This is a genomic window from Pantoea sp. UBA5035 (assembly GCF_002415245.1).
GTDB classification, from domain to species: domain Bacteria; phylum Pseudomonadota; class Gammaproteobacteria; order Enterobacterales; family Enterobacteriaceae; genus Pantoea; species Pantoea septica.
This window is the reverse complement of record NZ_DICD01000018.1, coordinates 49,399-68,011: the sequence shown is the minus strand read 5'-3', so window position 1 is coordinate 68,011 and position 18,613 is coordinate 49,399. Positions and strand designations below refer to the sequence as shown.

The following is an 18,613-nucleotide window of genomic DNA, read 5'->3' as shown; positions in this document are numbered from 1 at the left end:
AATAAGTTGGAGTCATTACCCTTTTCAGGGTATGCACGCAGGCCGCCAGCTTTCGCTTGCGAATATAGCGCGCCAGCGTCTCATTGCGGCAGCGGGCGAACAGCTTCTGTAGATACCATTTGGAATAGCCTGATTTCTCTGCAATATCATCAATGCTGAGCCGCTGATCGAGATGGTTGTTAATCCACTCGGTAACGCTATCAATCACTTCTTCATTATATTTTTTTTCACGCATAATCCACCTCATCAAACAGTTGCGCATAGTGTAGGGATTTTAATCTTTCGCTATGCCCGGCTTGGGTAAAGAAGTATCAGAAAATGCATGTTTATTTTTTTGCAAGAGGAGCGAAATATGGAATATTTATCAAAAAGAGAGGGGTGTTGGTTTTTAGTTGTAAAAAATAAACAAAAGCAATAAATAAACGTAACTTGTTTCCCTCGCCGTGCCGGAAATATTTAGAGTTTTTGCAATATTTATCGCGGGAATTGATCGGCGCAGGCGTCTGTTGCGCGGCTGGTCGGCAGGCAAAATGATACAGAGCCCGCTACGCTTCTTTTACAAAAATCATTTACATGACACAGCGCAACAATACGAGCGTCCTGCGCGCGTGTCACACTGCCGCTCTTTTGCCTGTATGGAGATCATTGCATGCGTCCGACCTCTGGCCTGAAAAAACCGCTCCTTGCCTTACTCGCCTCGATAACCCTGTTTAGCGCTGCGCCCGCTTTAGCCGCAACGACTTATGGTGAGCAGCTGGAAGGCTTTCACTATCCTTTCCCGCTTCAGCGCTTTGATTTTTCCTCTCAGCAGCAGCCGCTCAGTATGGGCTATATGGATGTAAAACCGACAAACAACGCCAATGGTCAGACCGTGGTGCTGCTGCACGGCAAGAATTTCTGCGGCGCGACCTGGGAAGAGAGCATTCGCGCCCTGAGCCAGGCGGGCTATCGCGTCGTCGCGCCGGATCAGATCGGTTTTTGCAGCGCCACTAAACCCGCTAATTATCAGTACAGCTTCCAGCAACTGGCGGACAACACGCACCAGCTGCTGGCGCATCTTGGTATAAAGAAAGCGGTAATTGTCGGCCACTCTACCGGCGGCATGCTCGCCACGCGCTATGCGCTGATGTATCCCGCCGAGACGCAGCAGCTGGTGCTGGTGAACCCGATCGGACTGGAAGACTGGAAAGCCAAAGGCGCGCCCTGGCGCAGCGTGGATCAGTGGTATCAGCGCGAGCTGAAGCTCGACGCGGCAGGTATCAAAAAGTATGAGCAGCACACCTACTACAGCGGCCAGTGGAAGCCGGAGTATGACAAATGGGTCGACATGCTGGCGGGCCTGAATGCCGGTCCTGGACATAAGAAGGTGGCGTGGAACTCGGCGCTGATCTACGACATGATTTTTACCCAGCCGGTGTTTTACGAGTTCGGCGATCTGAAGGTGCCGACCACGCTGATGATCGGCACCGCCGATACTACCGCGATCGGCAGCGATATCGCCTCGGCGGAGGTGAAAGCGAAGCTGGGTCACTATGAGGTGCTGGGCAAAGAAGCGGCGAAGCGCATTCCCGGCGCGCGCCTGATTGAGTTCCCAGGCATGGGTCATGCGCCGCAGATGGAGTCGCCGGCTAAATTCAATCAGACGCTGATCGAGGCGTTAGCGCAGCGCTAACGGCGCAAAGGCGAAAAGCTATCCTGCCGTCGTTGCGGCGGCAGGATGCTGGGCGATCAAAGGATTTTCTGTTCTGCCAGATCGAGGGCAAAGTAGCTGAAAATCAGGTCGGCGCCGGCGCGCTTAATCGCACCCAGGCTTTCCAGCACGACGTTACGCTCATCGATCGCGCCCGCCTGAGCGGCGAATTTGATCATCGCGTACTCGCCGCTGACCTGGTACGCCGCCAGCGGCAGTTCGGTGCGGTCGCGGATTTCGCGCAGCACGTCGAGGTAGGCGCCGGCCGGTTTCACCATCAGCGAATCCGCGCCTTCGGCCGCGTCGATCAGCGACTCGCGAATCGCTTCGCGGCGGTTCATCGGATTCATTTGATAGGTCTTGCGATCGCCTTTCAGGGCGGTGCCGGCCGCTTCGCGGAACGGGCCGTAGAAGGACGAGGCGAACTTGGTGGAGTAGGACATGATGGCGGTCTGGGTAAAGCCCGCCGCGTCCAGCGCCTGGCGGATCGCCTTGACCTGGCCATCCATCGCCGCCGACGGCGCGATAAAGTCTGCGCCCGCCGCTGCCGCGACTACCGCCTGTTTGCCGAGATTGATCAGGGTCGCATCGTTGTCGACGCCGTGATCGCACAGCACGCCGCAGTGGCCGTGGCTGGTGTATTCGCAGAAGCAGGTATCGGACATGACGATCATTTCCGGCACCGTCTCTTTGCAGATGCGCGACATGCGCGCCACCAGGCCATTTTCATTCCAGGCATCGCTGCCGGTGGCGTCGGTGTGGTGCGAAATGCCGAAGGTCATCACCGAGCGAATGCCCGCTTTGGCGATGCGCTCGATTTCATAGGCGAGACGCTTTTCCGGAATGCGCATCACGCCCGGCATCGCTTCAATCGCTTTATAGTCGTCAACGCCTTCCTCAACGAAAATCGGCAGCGCCAGATCGTTCAGGCTGAGGGAGGTTTCCTGGAAGAGTTCACGCATCGCCGGGCTGGAACGCAGCCTTCTTGGACGCTGGATCAGAGAAAAGTCAGACATATTCATTCTTACGCAGGTGAAAAAAGTAGCGCTAGTCTACTCCTTTTAACGCGCGAGAATGAAGATTGTGTGCGGCGTAAAGCATTAAGTTTGCGGTAGGACGTAGGTAAACATTTATGCTGGTAAGCCTCATCACCCTTAAGCTAGCTTTTTTATAACACCTGGGTAGCTCTGAATTTTTAACGGATTTTAGCGTAGAAAAGCAGGTCGTCACGGCAGATCTCATGAAACTCAGGTTCTGACAGCGCCTTGTTAATTGTGCCGAGCAGCAACAGGTGCCCAGACCGCCGAAACTTATTGCTGGCCTTTATCGACCGAGTGTTTTCCCTGCAGCAGATCATCCAACTTTTTATGTATTTGGGCCATTTTTACTCTGTCGTGTTTTTCTTCACCTAATTCGCCAAACATGTCTGAATGGTCCACCATGGTTAAAATCACAAGCACAGGATCAGCGAGGCCTTCGCGTGTTTCAAAAGAGACAACTAACAGCGGATCGCTCTCTTTGTCATCATCCATCACCCGTGTATGGTGCAATCCGATGTAAAGAGGAACGAGAGAACCGTCTTGCTTAAGATGTGATTCTTTAATCCAGCCATACTGATAACGTTCATCTTTGGAATAGACCCATACCTCGTTATTTTTTTCCCATAAACGCTGCAGGTCATCTATATCCTGGAAATAAGAAAGGATAACTTCATCATCGAAACCATACTCATTACTGATTGCCTTAAACAAAGTGCTGGTTTCAACGTGCGAAATCTTTTTTCTTATAGCCATAGCTTGTTCCTTCAGCCAAACGCATATCTTCCTTGCCTAAAACATCTTTCATGAACTGTGCACGACGCTCGTCGTAAGAGCCGCCTGTGATTTGAACCGAGCCTGCTCGGCGAGCTTTAGTCAACATGCTCGAAAGATTTTCTGCATTTACCGGTGTATTTTTCATACATCCTCCTGTTCAATTAATCACCAAGTATACCATAAGCACAGGTGCATAAAAGGGTGTAGCTTTTGATAAAATTCCCCGCCATTTTTCTGGAGAAAAAAGGACTACCGCAGCTATCGGAGGAGATAGCTCTTCGTAGAAATCATGCATATTTTCGCGATCTAAAAAAAAGCCCGCCGAGCGGCGGGCTTTAAACAGATTACTCGTTGATGTCGGGATGCTGCTGCACCAGATTCTTACGCTTCGCCTCAAGACGGGCGATCTCCTCGTCGATATCTTCGATCTTCTGTTCGATGTTGTCGTGATGCTCCTGCAGGATTTCACGCGCCTCATCGAGATCGGATGCGGCAGGGGTCGCGCCGCGCAGCGGTTTGTTCGCCGTCTCTTTCATATAGATGCCGGTAATCAAACCGATCACTGCCACTACCATCAGGTAGTAGGCTGGCATATAGAGATTATTGGTGGTTTCTACCAGCCAGGCGGCGAGGGTCGGGGTCAGACCGGCAATCAGCACCGAGATGTTAAAGGCGCTCGCCAGCGCGCTGTAGCGGATGTGCGTCGGGAACATCGCCGGCAGCGACGACGCCATCACGCCGGTAAAGGCGTTAAGGATCACCGCCATCAGCAGCAGTCCGGCGAAAATCAGCCCCAGCACGCCGCTGTTGATCAGCATAAAGGCCGGAATGGCGAAGATCAGCAGGGCGATACTGCCAATGATAACGAACGGACGACGGCCAAAGCGGTCGCTGAGCATCCCCATCACCGGCTGTACAAACAGCATGCCGAGCATAATGGCGATGATGATCAGCACGCCGTGATCTTCCGAGTAGTGCAGGTTATGCGACAGATAGCTCGGCATGTAGGTTAGCAGCATGTAGTAGGTGACGTTGGTGGCGATCACCAGACCGATACAGGCAAGCAGGCTTTTCCAGTGCTTAGTGGCGATCTCTTTAAACGACACTTTCGGGCCGTCGCGCAGACCTTCGCGGTCGCCTTGCTCCAGCTTCTCAACGTGCTGCTGGAAGGCCGGCGTCTCTTCCAGCGCGTGGCGCAGGTACAGACCGATAATGCCGAGCGGCAGCGCGAGGAAGAACGGCAGGCGCCAGCCCCATTCCATAAATTTCGCTTCGCCGATAATCGCCGAGATCAGCACCACGATGCCCGCGCCGAGCACGAAGCCGGCGATAGAGCCGAAGTCGAGCCAGCTGCCCATAAAGCCGCGCTTGCGGTCGGGCGAATATTCGGCGACGAAGATCGAGGCGCCGGTATACTCGCCGCCCACCGAGAAGCCCTGCGCCATCTTGGCGAGCAGCAGCAGAATCGGCGCCCAGATGCCAATCGAGGCGTAGGAAGGTATCAGGCCGATACAGAAGGTGCTGATCGACATAATCACAATGGTGATAGAGAGAATCTTCTGGCGACCGTACTTATCGCCCAGCATACCGAAGAAGAGGCCGCCCAGCGGGCGAATAAGGAAAGGAACTGAGAAGGTACCGAGCGCGGCGATCATCTGCACGCCTGGCGACGCGTCGGGGAAAAAGACTTTACCCAACGCATAGGCGACAAAGCCGTACACGCCGAAATCGAACCACTCCATCGCGTTGCCCAGCGACGCTGCCGTAATGGCTTTGCGTAAGCGGGCGTCATCGATAATCGTGACGTCATCCAGCCCAATAGGTTTGACACGCTTCCTACGTAATTTCATAGATTTACCCTGTAATAGCACATGAAAGTCCTCAAGGTCGCGAACCGGTTGAACGATGCAGTCCGCGGCATTGAGAAAATTTAAGCATAGCCGTTCGGCAGAATTTTCCACTGGCTACGAAGCGCAATAATTAGTGTTGAAATTATTGCGACAAGTGGCAGAGTATACCGTTTTTCATTGATATTTGTCATGTTTGGTCTGATAGCGGTCTTTTTTGCCGACGATAGCAGATTGAAATGCCGCCTGAAAAGGCGTTAAAAAGCAGCTTAACGCCGCTGATTTTTGCAAAATTTTGCGGCGCTTCGCGCAAAGAGAAAAAAAGTCGCGGCCGCGCTTCGGTTAATCTGCCTGTGTTTGTGTCAGAAGGCGGCGTTAAAGCAGCGATCGCAGCGGCTGGTGCCGCAGCCAGGCGGCGATATCCTCGACCGCCTGGGTGAAATAGCGCCGGTAGTTGCTGTCAGCGACATAGCCGAGATGGGGCGTCGCCAGTACGTTCGGCAGCTGCCGCAGCGGATGATCGGCAGGCAGCGGTTCGACGTCGAACACGTCCAGCGCGGCACCCGCCAGCTGGCCAGTGCGCAGGGCGGCGATCATCGCCTGCTGATCCACCAGGCCCGCGCGCGCGGTGTTTACCAGCAGCGCGCCTGGCTTCATCTGCGCCAGCGCGGCGGCGTCGAGCAGATGACGCGTGCGCGCGCTTAACACCAGATGAAGCGACACGACATCGCTCGCCGCCAGCAGCGCCGGAAGCGACGGCATCAGCGTCGCGCCGCACGCCGCGGCGCGTTCGGCGGTAAGGTTTTGACTCCAGGCACAAACCTGCATGCCGAACGCCTGCGCTACTTTCGCCATACCGCCGCCGATTTTGCCCAGGCCAATCAGCCCCAGGGTTTTGCCTTCCAGCCCAATGCCAAGATGCTGCTGCCAGGGGCCGCCGCTGCGCAGCGCCTGATTCTCCGGCACGATATGACGCGCCAGCGCCAGCAGCAAACCCCAGGTCAACTCCAGCGGCGGCGCGCTGCTGCTCTCGGTGCCGCATACCGCGATACCGCGCGCGCGGCAGGCGTCCAGATCGATGGCGGCATTGCGCATGCCCGAGGTCACAATAAGCTTCAGCCGCGGCAGTCGCGCCAGACGGGCGGCGGTGAGCGGAGTACGCTCGCGCATCGCCACGATAATATCGCTGTCGGCCAGCGCGGCGATTAGCGCGTCGTCGTCGGCGACAGGGTGATGGAGCGATCGGGTTTGCACGGCGGGCTGCAGTGACGCCCAGTCGGCCAGCGACAGGGCGACGTTCTGGTAGTCGTCAAGAAGAGTGCAGTTGAGCATCGTCAGCGTCCTCTGTGTGCATCGGCTGATGCGCATGCTCTGCGAGCCAGGCGATGAGCGCGCGGTTATTCAGGGGCAAAGCATAATAGTAGCCCTGAATAAAGGTCACGCCGCGCTGGCGCAGGTAGAGATACTGCATTTCGTTCTCCACCCCTTCGCCCAGCACCTCCAGCTTCAGCTTATGGCTGAGGGCGATAATCGCATCCAGCACCGGCGTTTCGCCCGACAGCGATTCGATGGCGTTAATAAAGCCGCGATCGATTTTCAGGTAGTCCAGCGAGAAGGTTTGCAGATAGCTGAGCGAGCAGTGCCCGGTGCCGAAATCATCGATCGCCACTTTCATCCCGTCGGCGCGCAGACGATCGAGTTTTCTCGCCACATCTTCGCCGTCTTTAATCAGGCTGCGTTCTGTGAGTTCCAGGGTAATTTGCAGCGACGTCCGCTTAATTTTATCGGCGAAGTTAAGCATATCTTCCACAAAGTCCGGATGCTGCAGATGATCCGCGGCGACGTTGATACCGATATGAAAGCCTGGCTCGACCTGCCACTGCTGAACATCTTCGGCGATCAAATCGAGCAGATGACGCGTCAGCGGCACAATCATGCCCTCCGCTTCAGCGGCGGTGATAAAGATATCGGGCCGAACCGCGTCGCCGTTCGGCAGCGTCCAGCGCAGCAAGGCTTCGGCACCGGAACAAGTCTGAGTGTGATTGTTATAAACCGGCTGGTAGCAGACCGAAAAGCGGCGCGCATTAATGGCGCGGCGGATCTCATCGCGCCAGGAGATACGACGCTGCAGCCAGTTGGCAGTCAGCACCATCAGCAGAATAGAGAGGATGGCCGTCATCGGCAGGAAAATAAAAGTCACCTGGCGCCAGGCGTGCATGATCTCCGAGCCGGGCGTCTCGATGGTTACGCTGATGGGATAGCGGCGCGATTGCGCCTGATAAATCTGGGCGCTAAACAGGCTGGCGTGGGGCGGCGTCGACTTGCCGATGGAAATCGGCGCGCCGTCGCTGAAGCGCATGCTGAGCCGATAGCCGCGCGTTTCGCCGATAGCGCTCATAAAGTCCATCAGATACTGGCCGTCGATAATCGCCCAAAAGCCCTCATCATCCGCCAGCTGCCGCACGAAAATTACCGCTGGACGCTGCGGGACGCCAGCCGTGCCGGCAAGAGAGAGGCTCCACCAGGCCTTGCCGGTCACCGGCGGCGCACGCAGCATCATCTCGCTTAACGAGCCGGGATTCATGCCGTAGGCCGAGGAGCAGGTGATTTTCACGCCTTCCAGCTTGCCGATAGCACGGAAATAGGCGTTGAGGTTGCCGGCGCGCTGCAGTTCGTCTTCGAATTTGCTGCAGGGCTGGTAGTGAAAACGACGTAGCCAGGTGATCATATCCCAGGCGCTGTCGCTCATCTTTTCCGCCTGCGAGAGCAGGGTGTTGGCGGCGTTGATCTGCTGCTGCTGGACGGTGTGCCGCGCGTCGATAGCCGTGAACAGAATGCCGAGCAGCAAGGGAAGCACCCCGGACAAAATAATAATTATTCTTGCGTAGTCGCGTTTTCGTTTTAACGGCGGCACCGCTAATTCCTCTGAATGTTAAAGCGTCTGTGAGGAGGTGCGAATTTAATCAGCGCAGCATAGCACGCCCTCAGGCCGTGCAGGGTAGCGTTTTGCTCAGGCTGGCAGGTGATACAGATCAAGTATCGACCGCACTTTGCATTTATTGACATTGTTTTGCCGCTTTTGGCATTTCCCTGCAGCGAAAACGCTGTGTAACAGTGACGCCACACTGAACAGCGTAAAAAGAGGCGTCTATGAGTACGGCAACCCTGGCATCTTCTACTCTTCAACAGCGTATTTCCGATGCGGAATGGCAGGCGCGCGTCAGGCTGGCGCAGGCCTATCATCTGGCGGCGAAGCTGCGCTGGACCGACCATATCTACACCCATTTCTCGCTGCGCGTGCCGGGCGATCGGCCGCATTTCCTGATTAACGCATACGGCCAGACGTTTGACGAGATCCAGCCGGAAACCCTGGTGAAGATCGATATCGACGGCAATATTATCGACGATCCTACCGGGCTCGGGATCAACCCGGCCGGCTTCGTGATCCACAGCGCCATTCATCGCGCCCGGCCGGATGCGCACGCGGTGCTGCATACCCACACGGCGGCGGGCATCGGCGTGTCGGCGCAAAAGGGCGGGCTGCTGATGATCTCGCAGCACAGCACCCGTTTTCACAACCGCGTCGGCTACCACGACTACGAGGGGATCGCGCTGGATCTCGACGAGCAGCAGCGCATCGTCAAGGATCTCGGCAGCCTGAACGCGCTGATCCTGCGCAATCACGGTCTGCTGACCGCTGGCGGCAGCATCGAAGAAGCCTTTTATAACCTCTACTATCTCGAACGCGCCTGTCAGGCGCAGCTGGCCGCGCAGTCGGGCGGCGCGGAGCTGATTATTCTGCCGGACGCGGTGTCGGAAAAGGCGGCGCAGGCGTTTGATACCAGCATTCGCAACAAAAAGTATCAGCTGCACTGGGATGCCTATATTCGCCAGCTCAACCGCAACGCCCTGTAAGGAGCCGCCATGAACAGACTTAAAGCCTGTGTGGCGGCACTGCTGCTGAGCGCCAGCGCGATGGCGCAGGCGGCGCCCGATCTCAGCGAGGTCACGCTGGTGCTGGGCGACCAGGCGCGCAATCTGCGTTCGCTGGTGGAGGCCTCCGGCGTGCTGAAGGATGCGCCCTGGCGCTATCGCTGGGCTAACTTTCAGGGCGCGGCGCCGCTGTTCGAAGCGCAGCGCGCCGGCGCGGTCGATACCTCTTACGCGGGCGATCTGCCGGTGCTGATGGCGGCATCCGGCGGCGTGCCGCTGAAAATCATCGCCACCAACGTCGGCGACGCCGGGTCGAACGGACTGATCGTGCCCGCTGATTCGCCGGTGCGCAGCGTAAAGGATCTGGCAGGGAAGGAGGTCGTGGTCTCCTCGGCGCGCGGCAGCATCTCGCAGCACCTGCTCTATGAGGCGCTGGGTGAAGCACAGGTGCCGCGCGACAGCGTGCCGGTGCGCTTTGTGCTGCCGACCGACGCCAGCGCTGCCTTTAATTCCGGGCAGATTGGCGCCTGGGCGACCTTCGATCCCTATCTCGGCATCGCCGAGCAGCACGGCGCGCGGCTGCTGCGCGACGGCAAAGGGCTGACCACTGCGCTGTCGTTCGTGACCGCCACCCAGCAATCGCTGGACGACCCCGGCAAGCGCGCGGCTATCGCCGATTTCGCCCAGCGGCTGGCGAAAGCGCGCGCCTGGGCGCTGGCCCATAAAGAGGAGTACAACCAGGTATATGCGCAGCTGACGCGCCTGCCGCCGGCCGACGCGGAGAAAATCACCGCACGCATCTCTCACGGAATTCGTGCCGTCACGCCTGAAGATATTGAAAAGGTGCAGAAGGTGTCGGATCTCTTCAGCGAGCTGAACATTCTGCCGAATAAGGTGGATGTGGCGGCGATCACCGACCGGAGCCTGTTTCCGCAGTAGCAGTAACAGGGCAAAAGGCTGCGCTATGTCGCCCATGCCCTGTTTTGCCCTGTATTAATCGTTAAACAGCGTCTGGCGCAGCGCCAGCTCGACGCCGCGCAGCTCCGCCAGTCCTTTCAGGCGACCTATCGCCGAATAGCCCGGATTGGTACGCTTGTGCAGGTCGTCGAGCATCTGATGGCCGTGATCGGGACGCATCGGGATCGCATGCTTCTCGCCCGCGCGCCGACGGCGCTGCTCTTCCGCCAAAATGACCTTGATCACGCCGACCATATCGACATCGCCCGCCAGATGCGCCGCCTCGTGGAAGCTGTTGGGGTTGGCTTCGCGCTGCGTGGCGCGCAGGTGGATAAAGTTGATGCGATCCGCGAACCGCGTCGCCATCTGCGTCAGGTTATTGTCGGCGCGCACGCCGTAAGAGCCGGTGCAGAAGCAGAAGCCGTTGTGCAGGCTGTCTACCGTCTCTTTCAGCCACTGCATATCCTCTTCCGTAGAGATAATACGCGGCAGGCCGAGAATCGGGCGCGGCGGATCGTCCGGGTGCACCGCCAGCTTGATGCCGACCTCTTCGGCGACCGGCACGATGGCGCGCAGAAAGACCGCCATATGTTCGCGCAGCTTCGCTTTGTCGATGCCGTCGTACTGCGCCAGCTGCGCGCGGAACTGATCCAGCGTATAACCCTCTTCTGCGCCCGGCAGACCGGCGATAATATTGCGCGTCAGCAGCGCCTTATCCTCGTCGCTCATGGCGGCGAAGCAGCGGGCGGCCGTCTCTTGCTCCGCCGCTGAATAATCCTGCTGCGCGCCGGGGCGCTGCAAAATATGCAGCTCAAAGGCGGCGAAGGCGTCAGCGTCGAAGCGCAGCGCTTTGGCGCCGTCCGGCAGCGTCCAGGCAAGATCGGTGCGCGTCCAGTCGAGCACCGGCATAAAGTTGTAGCACACCGTTTCGACGCCGCAGGCGGCCAGATTGCGTATCGACTGCTGATAGTTGGCGATATAGCGCTGATAGTCTCCGCGCTGTGTTTTGATCGCCTCGTGCACCGGAATGCTTTCTACCACCGACCAGACCAGATTTTTTTCCGCCAGCAGCGCCTGACGCGCTTTAATTTCCTCCACCGGCCAGACATCACCGTTGGGGATATGGTGCAACGCGGTCACAATGCCGGTCGCGCCCGCCTGGCGCGCATCGTCTAACGAAACCGGATCGTTGGGGCCATACCAGCGCCATGTATGTTCCATTTTTACTCCTTAGCCGCAAATTTGGCCCAGTGGTCAGGCCGCTGGGCCAAGAGTATGCTAGCCTGACGGGAAAGGCCGTGATCGCGATCGCAGCGCAGTGAATTGCGTCTGTCGGAAAGGGGGCGCGGCCTGTGCTACGCTGCACCGCTGCTGACAGGAGAAAAAATATGGCGCTGCCAGTGCTAAAAACGGAACGTCTTTATCGTCAGATCGCCAACGCGATCGTGGAAAGCATTCAACGCGGCGAGTTTGCCCCAGGCGCGGCGCTGCCGCCGGAGCGCGAGCTGGCGAAGCAGCTGGGGGTCAGCCGCTCCTCGGTGCGTGAGGCGTTGATTGCGCTGGAGATGACCCGCTGGGTGGATATTCGCACCGGCAACGGCGTCTTCGTGACGCAGCCGCTGCCGTCGGCCAGCACGCCTGCGGCGGAGGCGGATTACAGCCTGGAAGATCTGTTGCAGGCGCGTCTCGCTTTCGAAGGCATGCTGGCGGAGATGGCGGCGCGCAACGGCAGCCCGACGCAGCGCAAACAGCTGCGCGCGCTGGCCGATACGCTGCTGCGCTACCGCGCCAACGACGCGGACTTTCTCGAACAGGACAAAGGCTTTCATCTGCTGATTAGCGAAATGAGCGGTAACGAGGTGCTGCGCGAAATGATGGAATTTCTCTGGAACAAGCGCGACAGCGCGCGCTTCCGGCGGCTGGAGCGCCATTTTGCCGACAACACCTTTACCGATGAGATGAACCGCGACCATCAGCAGATCGCCGCGGCTATCTACGCAGGCGACGCCGCCGCCGCGCGCGCCGCGATGGAGAGCCATCTGACGCAGGTGAAGCGGCGGCTGCTGGGCTAGATTTTATGCCGTTTAGGGCGGCCAGCGCCGAGCATAATCGCCAGTCGGCTGCCGCCAGGCGTGGTCTCCATCAGGATTTTAGTGATGCTGGTCAGCGGCACCGAGAGCAGCATGCCGACCGGGCCGAGCAGCCAGCCCCAGAAAATCAGCGACAGAAACACCACCAGCGTCGAGAGCCCCAGGCCGCGCCCCATCACGCGCGGCTCCAGCATATTGCCGAACACCATATGAATCGCGGTAAACAGCGCCGCCACCAGCATCGCGTCGTAGGGGCTGTTGAGCAGCAGCGCCTGCAGTACCGGCGGCACGCCGGCGATAATCGGGCCGATATTGGGAATGTAGTTAAGAATAAACGCCACCACGCCCCACAGCAGCGCGAATTTGATATCGAGCAGAAACAGGCAGCCCCATACCGACACGCCGGTAATCAGGCTGATCAGCGTCTTCAGCGCCAGATAGTGCGTCACGCCTTTCAGCGCCCGGTGCAGCCCGGCAATGCGGATCTGCGGATTGGTCAGCGCGTTACGCATCTTGTAGGGCAGGTGGTGCACTTCGAACAGCATAAATACCACGGTCAGGATCAGCAGCACGAAATTGCTCATCATGCCGGAGAACTGCGTCAGCGCGACGGTGGCGAACGACATCAGCATATTGGGATCGAAGCGCTGCACCAGCGTAGTAGTGGAAACGTGAATGCCGATACCTGACGCCAGGTGCTGCACCACGCTCATCTTCTGTTCCAGAGTGGCGCGCAGCTGCGGGTAGATATCGGAGAATTCGCTCACCGAACTGGCCAGCACCGCTACCAGCAGCAAAATCACGATAAATATCACCGTAATCACCACTGTGATCGCCAGCCCGCGCCGCCAGCCGCGCCGCATCAGGAAGGTGACGATAGGATTGAGCACGATGGCGAAAAAGGCGGCCAGTAAGAAGGGCACCATAATATCGGAGGCGGCGCGGATCCCGGCGAGAATAATCACCAGCATCGCCAGCTTAGTCAGAATATTTTGCCCAATTTTTTCCTGCTGTAGTTCGCTCATTCCCTCTCCTGAAAAGCCAGACCGCAGAGAGTAGTGTAGCTGAACGGTAATTAAACGCCTGATTCTTCTATGAAAGCGCAGCGATAATCAGACTTTTTCACCCTGGTCAGGATTGCGTTGCCCGATCGTTTCTCTGGCGATGGCAGGTCCATCTATGTTGATAATCACCGCGCAGGAGCGGTGACGCGCACCTGAAAACTCAGGAGCGTCAATGACGACCGATGACTAAAACTGCCGCCCCGATGCGGCGGCGGCTCGAAATATTCCGCTTATGGTGGCAAGCTGTAGAGTAAATTCAGTCAACCACGAGCGCACTTTGTCATGCCAGATCAACCTGCAGCGGAACCGGCTCATAAGGGTATCGGCTTAACCCTGCTGATTATCTCTATCGTGATCTACAACTTCGCCAGCTACCTCACCATTGGCCTGCAGCTGGCGGTGCTGCCGGGCCTGGTGCATGACCAGCTCGGCTACAGCGCCTTCTGGGCGGGCGTCGTGATCAGCCTGCAATATGTGGCGACGCTGCTGAGCCGTCCTCATGCCGGGCGCTACGCCGATATCTGGGGGCCGAAGCGCATCGTGGTGCTGGGGCTGGCGGGCGTGCTGATCAGCGGGCTCTGCTATCTGCTGGCGACCCGGCTTGCCGCTTCGCCTGTCGCCAGCCTGGCGCTGCTCTGCACAGGACGCGTGATTCTCGGGGTCGGTCAGAGTTTTACCGGTACCGGCACCTCGCTATGGGGCGTGGCGCGGGTCGGCTCGCTGCATATCGGCCGCGTCATCTCGTGGAACGGCATCTGCACCTATGGCGCGATGGCGCTGGGCGCGCCGCTTGGCGTCATTATCTATCGGCAGGGCGGGCTGCTGCTGCTCTCTGTGGTGATTATCGCCATCTGCGCGCTGGCGATAGCGCTGGCGCTGCCGCGTCCGGCGGTAAAGGGCAGCCGCGCGCGGCCGTTGCCGTTTCGCGACGTGCTCGGCAAGATTTACGGCTTTGGTCTGATTCTGGCGATGGGATCGGCGGGGTTCGGCGTCATCGCCACCTTTATTACGCTCTTCTATCAGGCGAAAGGCTGGGACGGCGCAGCCTTCGCGCTGACGCTGTTTAGCGCCGCCTTTGTCGGCGCGCGGCTGCTCTTTCCCAACGCGATTAACCGCTTCGGCGGGCTGCGCGTCGCGGCTGCCTGCCTGGCGGTAGAGGCGGTTGGTTTGTTTCTGGTGGCGGGCGCATTCGAGCCCTGGATGGCGAAAACCGGCGCGCTGCTGACCGGCGCCGGCTTTTCGCTGGTCTTTCCGGCGCTTGGCGTGGTGGCGGTGAAAGCGATGCCGCAGGCGAATCAGGGCAGCGCGCTGGCGACCTACACCGCCTTTATGGATTTAGCGCTGGGGATCACCGGTCCGATCGCGGGCTTTATCATGAGCTTTGCGGGCGTGCCGCTGGTCTATCTGCTGACGGCGCTGCTGGTCTGTCTGGGGCTGTTCTGCACGCTGCGGCTGGCGCGTCGTCTGCCGACGGCGGCGGAAGAGGCGAAGGAAGGGTAAAAAAGCGGCCTCCGACCGAGGCCAAAAAAGTGTCGCAAGACACAGATAAGGGTAGGGCAACGCGGCGAACGAGGAGCCCGCCGCGCGATAGTCAGGCCTGCAGCAGCGCGATGCTGTGACGGATCTGGCGCTCAATCTCAGCGGGGGTCCAGCCGTTAAGCTCGGACGAGAAGGGCTCGAAAGCGTAAACGCCTTTATAGCCGAGCATCTCCAGCCGCTTTACCTGCGCCACGCTGTTCAGCACGTCGCGGTCGCTCAGCATAATGCGCTCTTCATCGGTGAGTTCGGCGGTGGCGCGCCTGTCTTCCACGCCGGAAAGGTGCACCAGGCCAATCATCTCGACATCGATCTCCGCCGGAAACTCCTGCTCGGCATGCTCATACAGATGGTGGTGGAAAGTGTCGATCACCAGCTTAAACGGCGCCTGTGCGTCACGGATCAGCTGCTGTGCCTGCACTGCCGAGCGCAGCGAGCTGACCGGAAAGCCCAGCGGCTCGACCAGCCCCTGTACGCCATGCTGCGCAAAGCGCGGCGCCAGCGTGCGGAGCGCTGCCAGCGTCTCCTCCGGCGTAATCTCGACGCCTTCGTTTAGCGGGCACATCACCAGCGCTCTGGCGCCGATCGCCTGCGCGTCGCGCAGCAGCGCGTCGGCTTTGGCCAGCAGCGTCTCATCTATGCGGTTAAAGGGGTAGAGCGCGTTGATAGTCACTACGTCGATATTGTATTTCGCTATCAGCTCGCGCGTCTGCTCCGCGGTCAGGTCGTCGCACACCTTTCCGCTCGGCATGTCGTTACGCAGTTCAACCTTGTTCAGTCCCAGGCGCTGAACCAGCTGGAAAAAGGCCTCTAATGAGAGGTTCGGCGCAATTTTACGGTTAATACAGAAACGGGTCGGATCGATGGCCATGCTGCGGCTCCTGTAGCGATGCAAGAGATAAGGGAATAAGCTGATGGCAAAGAAAACATTTATTTCATAAATAGTGAATTATGGAATGTAAAGGTTGAGATCTGCCTCGCATTAATTTCATTTTACGTCTCTGCCGTGCCGCTTTCGTCCCTTCTGATCAACAGAAAATCGCGCTTTATCCGCATAGCAACATTCTCTCTACGCCCTTATAGCGCGCGGTTTTTTGCGCCAGCAGGAAAAATGCGATCCACGCCGCTAAAAGGGAATTTTCCAAAAACTTTTATTTGAAAAATTTATTTCACTGTAATAGCTTCATAGCATGCTTTCGGTTTTGCCTGGTCAGACAGCGTGGCGTCACGCTAAGGCTCTGCAGGGAACTCACACATCTTAAGAGGCTATGAAATGAACATTACAGGAAACTTCATTGGCGGTCAGATTACCTACAGCGCCAGCAACGAAACCATCCCTGTCTATGACCCGGCGACCGGAAAAGTGGCGCGCGAGCTTACCCAGAGCACCGGCGCGGAAGTCGCTGAGGCGATTAAAGTCGCGCATGAGGCCTTTCCCGCCTGGTCGAAAACCTCGCCGCTGCGCCGCGCCCGCGTGCTGTTTAACTTCAAGGCGCTGATGGAGCAGCATCGCGACGAACTGGCCGAACTGATTGTGTCCGAACACGGCAAGGTGTGGTCGGACGCGCAGGGCGAGCTAACGCGCGGGCTGGAAGTCGTGGAGTTCGCCTGCGGCATTCCCCATCTGATCAAAGGCGAATATTCCGCCAACGTCGGCACCGGCGTCGACAGCTACTCGCTGATGCAGCCGGTCGGCGTGGTGGCGGGCATTACGCCGTTTAACTTCCCGGCGATGGTGCCGTTGTGGATGTTCCCCATCGCGCTGGCCTGCGGCAACACTTTCGTGCTTAAGCCACCGGCGCTCGATCCTTCGGCGGCGGTGCGTATGGCCGAACTGCTGAAAGAGGCGGGTCTGCCGGACGGCGTGTTCAACGTGGTGCACTCTTCTAACGAAGACGCCGAGCAGCTTTATAAAGATCCGCGCATCGCGGCGGTAAGCTTCGTCGGCTCGTCCGGCGTCGCCGAGCATATCTACAAAACCGCAAGCGCCCATGGCAAACGCGTGCAGGCGTTCGGCGCGGCGAAAAACCACGCCATCGTCATGCCGGACGCCGATCTCGACGCGACGGTAAACGCCATCATGGGCGGCGCGTTCGGCTCGGCCGGCGAGCGCTGCATGGCGCTGCCGGTCGTGGTTGCGGTCGGTGACGACACCGCCGACAAATTGATTGCGCGCCTGACGCCGCTGATCAACGCGCTGCGCGTCGGGCCTGGCATCATGCAGGGCGCGGAAGAGAATGAGATGGGGCCGGTCGTCTCCGCCGCGCATCAGAAAAAGGTGCTGGGCTATATCGACAAGGGCGAGCAAGAGGGCGCGAAGCTGGTGGTCGACGGCCGCAACTTCCAGGTGCCGGGCCATGCGGAAGGTTACTACGTTGGCGGCACGCTGTTCGACAATGTGACGCCGGAGATGACGATCTGGCGCGAAGAGATTTTCGGGCCGGTGCTGAGCATTATGCGCGCGCCGGACTACGCCAGCGCGCTGCAGCTGGTTAACAGCCATGAGTTCGGCAACGGCAGCGCCATTTTCACCAGTAACGGCAATACGGCGCGCGAGTTCGTACAGGATGTGGAAGCGGGCATGGTCGGCGTCAACGTACCGGTGCCGGTGCCGATGGCGTTCCACAGCTTCGGCGGCTGGAAGCGTTCGGTGTTCGGCGCGCTCAACGTGCACGGACCGGATGGCGTGCGCTTCTATACCCGCATGAAAACCGCCACGGCGCGCTGGCCGAGCGGCCAGCAGACGGTTTCGGAATTCAGCATGCCGACCCTGAGCTAAACCCATAACGCCATTATTACCGCTACAGGCCTGCGGCGACGCGCCTGTAGCGGCTTGTTTGCAGATTGAAAAAGGAGAGTGGGATGTCTTTTCTTGCAAAAGCGCAGCAGCCGGACGCCAGCGGCCGCATCCAGCACGTCACCCCGGAAAGCGCGGGATGGCGCTATGTCGGTTTTGACGCCTATCTGTTGAAAAAAGGCGACAGGCTGCGGCTAAGCAGCGGCAATAAAGAGCTTTGCCTGGTATTGGTAGCGGGACTCGCCTCGGTGAAAACGCGCCACGCTGAATTTCCCGGCATCGGCAAGCGCATGTCGCCCTTCGAGCGCGTGCCGCCTTATTCGGTGTATGTGCCTCATGACGACGAGGTGGAAATCGTCGCCGACAGCGATCTGGAGCTGGCGGTCTGCAACGCCCCTGGTCAGGGCAATCTGCCGGCGCGCCTGATTGCGCCAGCGGATGTCGGCGTCGAGCAGCGCGGCAAGGGGCGCAATCAGCGTCTGGTGCACAATATTCTGCCGGACAACCAACCGGCCGACAGCCTGCTGGTGGTGGAGGTCTATACCAACGAAGGCGATACCAGCTCTTATCCGAGCCATAAGCACGATGAAGAAAACAGCGAAAACGAAACCTACCTGGAAGAGACCTACTATCACCGTTTCGATCCAGAGCAGGGCTTCGCTATGCAGCGCGTCTACACCGACGATCGCTCGCTCGATGAGTGTATGGCGCCCTATAACCGCGATGTAGTGACCGTGCCGCGCGGCTACCATCCGGTGGCGACCATTGCTGGCTACAACAATTACTATCTGAACGTGATGGCCGGCCCGGTGCGGCTGTGGAAATTCACCTGGGAGAAAGATCACGCCTGGGTAAACAGCGATAGCTATCCGCGCGGCTAGCGGA

16 protein-coding genes and 1 pseudogene are annotated in these 18,613 nt (G+C 58.7%); 7 read left to right on the top strand and 10 right to left on the bottom strand.

Annotated features, from left to right (window positions below; translation table 11 throughout):
• Positions 1-235, bottom strand: a pseudogene (locus tag B3229_RS14340) (AraC family transcriptional regulator); the annotation flags it as partial.
• A 414-nt stretch (positions 236-649) separates the two neighbouring features.
• On the opposite strand from B3229_RS14340, the gene B3229_RS14335 reads away from it, so the two are divergent.
• The gene (locus B3229_RS14335) at positions 650-1,672 is read left to right on the top strand and encodes an alpha/beta fold hydrolase (protein WP_286871775.1); all 1,023 of its coding nucleotides are present in this window, start codon (positions 650-652) and stop codon (positions 1,670-1,672) included.
• A gap of 56 nt (positions 1,673-1,728) precedes the next feature.
• On the opposite strand, the gene hemB is transcribed toward B3229_RS14335, so the two are convergent.
• The 6 genes from hemB to B3229_RS14305 form a co-directional block, all read right to left on the bottom strand.
• The gene (gene hemB / locus B3229_RS14330; RefSeq protein ID WP_048783308.1) at positions 1,729-2,706 is read right to left on the bottom strand and encodes a porphobilinogen synthase; all 978 of its coding nucleotides are present in this window, start codon (positions 2,704-2,706) and stop codon (positions 1,729-1,731) included.
• Between the two features lie 294 nt (positions 2,707-3,000).
• Entirely contained in the window at positions 3,001-3,483 is a 483-nt protein-coding gene (locus tag B3229_RS14325) for a hypothetical protein (RefSeq protein ID WP_286871772.1), read from the bottom strand.
• Positions 3,452-3,649 (bottom strand): hypothetical protein, encoded by a 198-nt coding sequence (locus tag B3229_RS14320; RefSeq protein WP_286871771.1) that lies wholly within the window; start codon positions 3,647-3,649, stop codon positions 3,452-3,454. Before B3229_RS14320 ends, B3229_RS14325 begins: the two co-directional genes overlap by 32 nt.
• A 199-nt stretch (positions 3,650-3,848) precedes the next feature.
• Positions 3,849-5,354: a glycine betaine/L-proline transporter ProP gene (gene proP, locus B3229_RS14315; RefSeq protein WP_033753283.1), complete on the bottom strand. Its 1,506-nt coding sequence runs from the start codon at positions 5,352-5,354 to the stop codon at positions 3,849-3,851.
• 372 nt (positions 5,355-5,726) lie between these two features.
• A complete protein-coding gene (locus tag B3229_RS14310) occupies positions 5,727-6,683 on the bottom strand; it encodes a D-2-hydroxyacid dehydrogenase family protein (RefSeq protein ID WP_286871768.1) in 957 nt (318 codons plus the stop codon).
• Positions 6,661-8,265 (bottom strand): EAL domain-containing protein, encoded by a 1,605-nt coding sequence (locus B3229_RS14305; RefSeq protein WP_286871765.1) that lies wholly within the window; start codon positions 8,263-8,265, stop codon positions 6,661-6,663. The genes B3229_RS14310 and B3229_RS14305 overlap by 23 nt, the downstream gene beginning before the upstream one ends.
• Before the next feature lie 236 nt (positions 8,266-8,501).
• Here B3229_RS14305 and B3229_RS14300 point away from each other — a divergent pair, with 236 nt between their 5' ends.
• Together B3229_RS14300 and B3229_RS14295 are read left to right on the top strand one after the other, a co-directional pair.
• Positions 8,502-9,266: a class II aldolase/adducin family protein gene (locus B3229_RS14300; RefSeq protein WP_048783166.1), complete on the top strand. Its 765-nt coding sequence runs from the start codon at positions 8,502-8,504 to the stop codon at positions 9,264-9,266.
• Between the two features lie 9 nt (positions 9,267-9,275).
• Positions 9,276-10,223 carry an ABC transporter substrate-binding protein gene (locus B3229_RS14295; RefSeq protein WP_048783165.1) on the top strand — a complete coding sequence of 316 codons (948 nt, stop codon included), beginning with the start codon at positions 9,276-9,278 and terminating at the stop codon, positions 10,221-10,223.
• 54 nt (positions 10,224-10,277) lie between these two features.
• Here the strand turns inward: B3229_RS14295 and uxuA are convergent, their stop codons facing one another.
• A complete protein-coding gene (gene uxuA / locus B3229_RS14290; RefSeq protein ID WP_286871761.1) occupies positions 10,278-11,462 on the bottom strand; it encodes a mannonate dehydratase in 1,185 nt (394 codons plus the stop codon).
• A 167-nt stretch (positions 11,463-11,629) separates the two neighbouring features.
• Between uxuA and B3229_RS14285 the strand changes: the two genes are divergently transcribed.
• Positions 11,630-12,313, top strand: coding sequence for a FadR/GntR family transcriptional regulator (locus tag B3229_RS14285; RefSeq protein ID WP_286871758.1), 684 nt, complete (start codon positions 11,630-11,632; stop codon positions 12,311-12,313).
• Here B3229_RS14285 and B3229_RS14280 read toward each other — a convergent pair.
• A complete protein-coding gene (locus B3229_RS14280; RefSeq protein ID WP_048783162.1) occupies positions 12,310-13,356 on the bottom strand; it encodes an AI-2E family transporter in 1,047 nt (348 codons plus the stop codon). The genes B3229_RS14285 and B3229_RS14280 overlap by 4 nt on opposite strands.
• A 321-nt stretch (positions 13,357-13,677) precedes the next feature.
• On the opposite strand from B3229_RS14280, the gene B3229_RS14275 reads away from it, so the two are divergent.
• On the top strand, positions 13,678-14,895 hold the full coding sequence (locus tag B3229_RS14275) for an MFS transporter (protein ID WP_286871755.1): 1,218 nt from the start codon (positions 13,678-13,680) through the stop codon (positions 14,893-14,895).
• Positions 14,896-14,986: 91 nt separating this feature from the next.
• On the opposite strand, the gene B3229_RS14270 is transcribed toward B3229_RS14275, so the two are convergent.
• The gene (locus tag B3229_RS14270; protein WP_048783160.1) at positions 14,987-15,802 is read right to left on the bottom strand and encodes a TIM barrel protein; all 816 of its coding nucleotides are present in this window, start codon (positions 15,800-15,802) and stop codon (positions 14,987-14,989) included.
• Between the two features lie 402 nt (positions 15,803-16,204).
• Here B3229_RS14270 and B3229_RS14265 point away from each other — a divergent pair, with 402 nt between their 5' ends.
• Both B3229_RS14265 and iolB read left to right on the top strand, forming a co-directional pair.
• On the top strand, positions 16,205-17,710 hold the full coding sequence (locus B3229_RS14265; protein WP_048783159.1) for a CoA-acylating methylmalonate-semialdehyde dehydrogenase: 1,506 nt from the start codon (positions 16,205-16,207) through the stop codon (positions 17,708-17,710).
• An 83-nt stretch (positions 17,711-17,793) separates the two neighbouring features.
• Positions 17,794-18,609 carry a 5-deoxy-glucuronate isomerase gene (iolB, locus tag B3229_RS14260; RefSeq protein WP_286871749.1) on the top strand — a complete coding sequence of 272 codons (816 nt, stop codon included), beginning with the start codon at positions 17,794-17,796 and terminating at the stop codon, positions 18,607-18,609.
• Positions 18,610-18,613: the final 4 nt, after the last annotated feature.

What these genes read in the sequence shown, in the direction of transcription:
- proP (WP_033753283.1), bottom strand. Translation starts at nt 5,354, where the DNA reads ATGAAATTACGTAGGAAGCGTGTCAAACCTATTGGGCTGGATGACGTC.
- B3229_RS14310 (WP_286871768.1), bottom strand. Translation starts at nt 6,683, where the DNA reads ATGCTCAACTGCACTCTTCTTGACGACTACCAGAACGTCGCCCTGTCG.
- B3229_RS14270 (WP_048783160.1), bottom strand. Translation starts at nt 15,802, where the DNA reads ATGGCCATCGATCCGACCCGTTTCTGTATTAACCGTAAAATTGCGCCG.
- B3229_RS14300 (WP_048783166.1), top strand. Translation starts at nt 8,502, where the DNA reads ATGAGTACGGCAACCCTGGCATCTTCTACTCTTCAACAGCGTATTTCC.
- B3229_RS14295 (WP_048783165.1), top strand. Translation starts at nt 9,276, where the DNA reads ATGAACAGACTTAAAGCCTGTGTGGCGGCACTGCTGCTGAGCGCCAGC.
- B3229_RS14320 (WP_286871771.1), bottom strand. Translation starts at nt 3,649, where the DNA reads ATGAAAAATACACCGGTAAATGCAGAAAATCTTTCGAGCATGTTGACT.
- B3229_RS14335 (WP_286871775.1), top strand. Translation starts at nt 650, where the DNA reads ATGCGTCCGACCTCTGGCCTGAAAAAACCGCTCCTTGCCTTACTCGCC.
- B3229_RS14280 (WP_048783162.1), bottom strand. Translation starts at nt 13,356, where the DNA reads ATGAGCGAACTACAGCAGGAAAAAATTGGGCAAAATATTCTGACTAAG.
- B3229_RS14265 (WP_048783159.1), top strand. Translation starts at nt 16,205, where the DNA reads ATGAACATTACAGGAAACTTCATTGGCGGTCAGATTACCTACAGCGCC.
- B3229_RS14325 (WP_286871772.1), bottom strand. Translation starts at nt 3,483, where the DNA reads ATGGCTATAAGAAAAAAGATTTCGCACGTTGAAACCAGCACTTTGTTT.
- B3229_RS14285 (WP_286871758.1), top strand. Translation starts at nt 11,630, where the DNA reads ATGGCGCTGCCAGTGCTAAAAACGGAACGTCTTTATCGTCAGATCGCC.
- hemB (WP_048783308.1), bottom strand. Translation starts at nt 2,706, where the DNA reads ATGTCTGACTTTTCTCTGATCCAGCGTCCAAGAAGGCTGCGTTCCAGC.
- B3229_RS14275 (WP_286871755.1), top strand. Translation starts at nt 13,678, where the DNA reads ATGCCAGATCAACCTGCAGCGGAACCGGCTCATAAGGGTATCGGCTTA.
- uxuA (WP_286871761.1), bottom strand. Translation starts at nt 11,462, where the DNA reads ATGGAACATACATGGCGCTGGTATGGCCCCAACGATCCGGTTTCGTTA.
- iolB (WP_286871749.1), top strand. Translation starts at nt 17,794, where the DNA reads ATGTCTTTTCTTGCAAAAGCGCAGCAGCCGGACGCCAGCGGCCGCATC.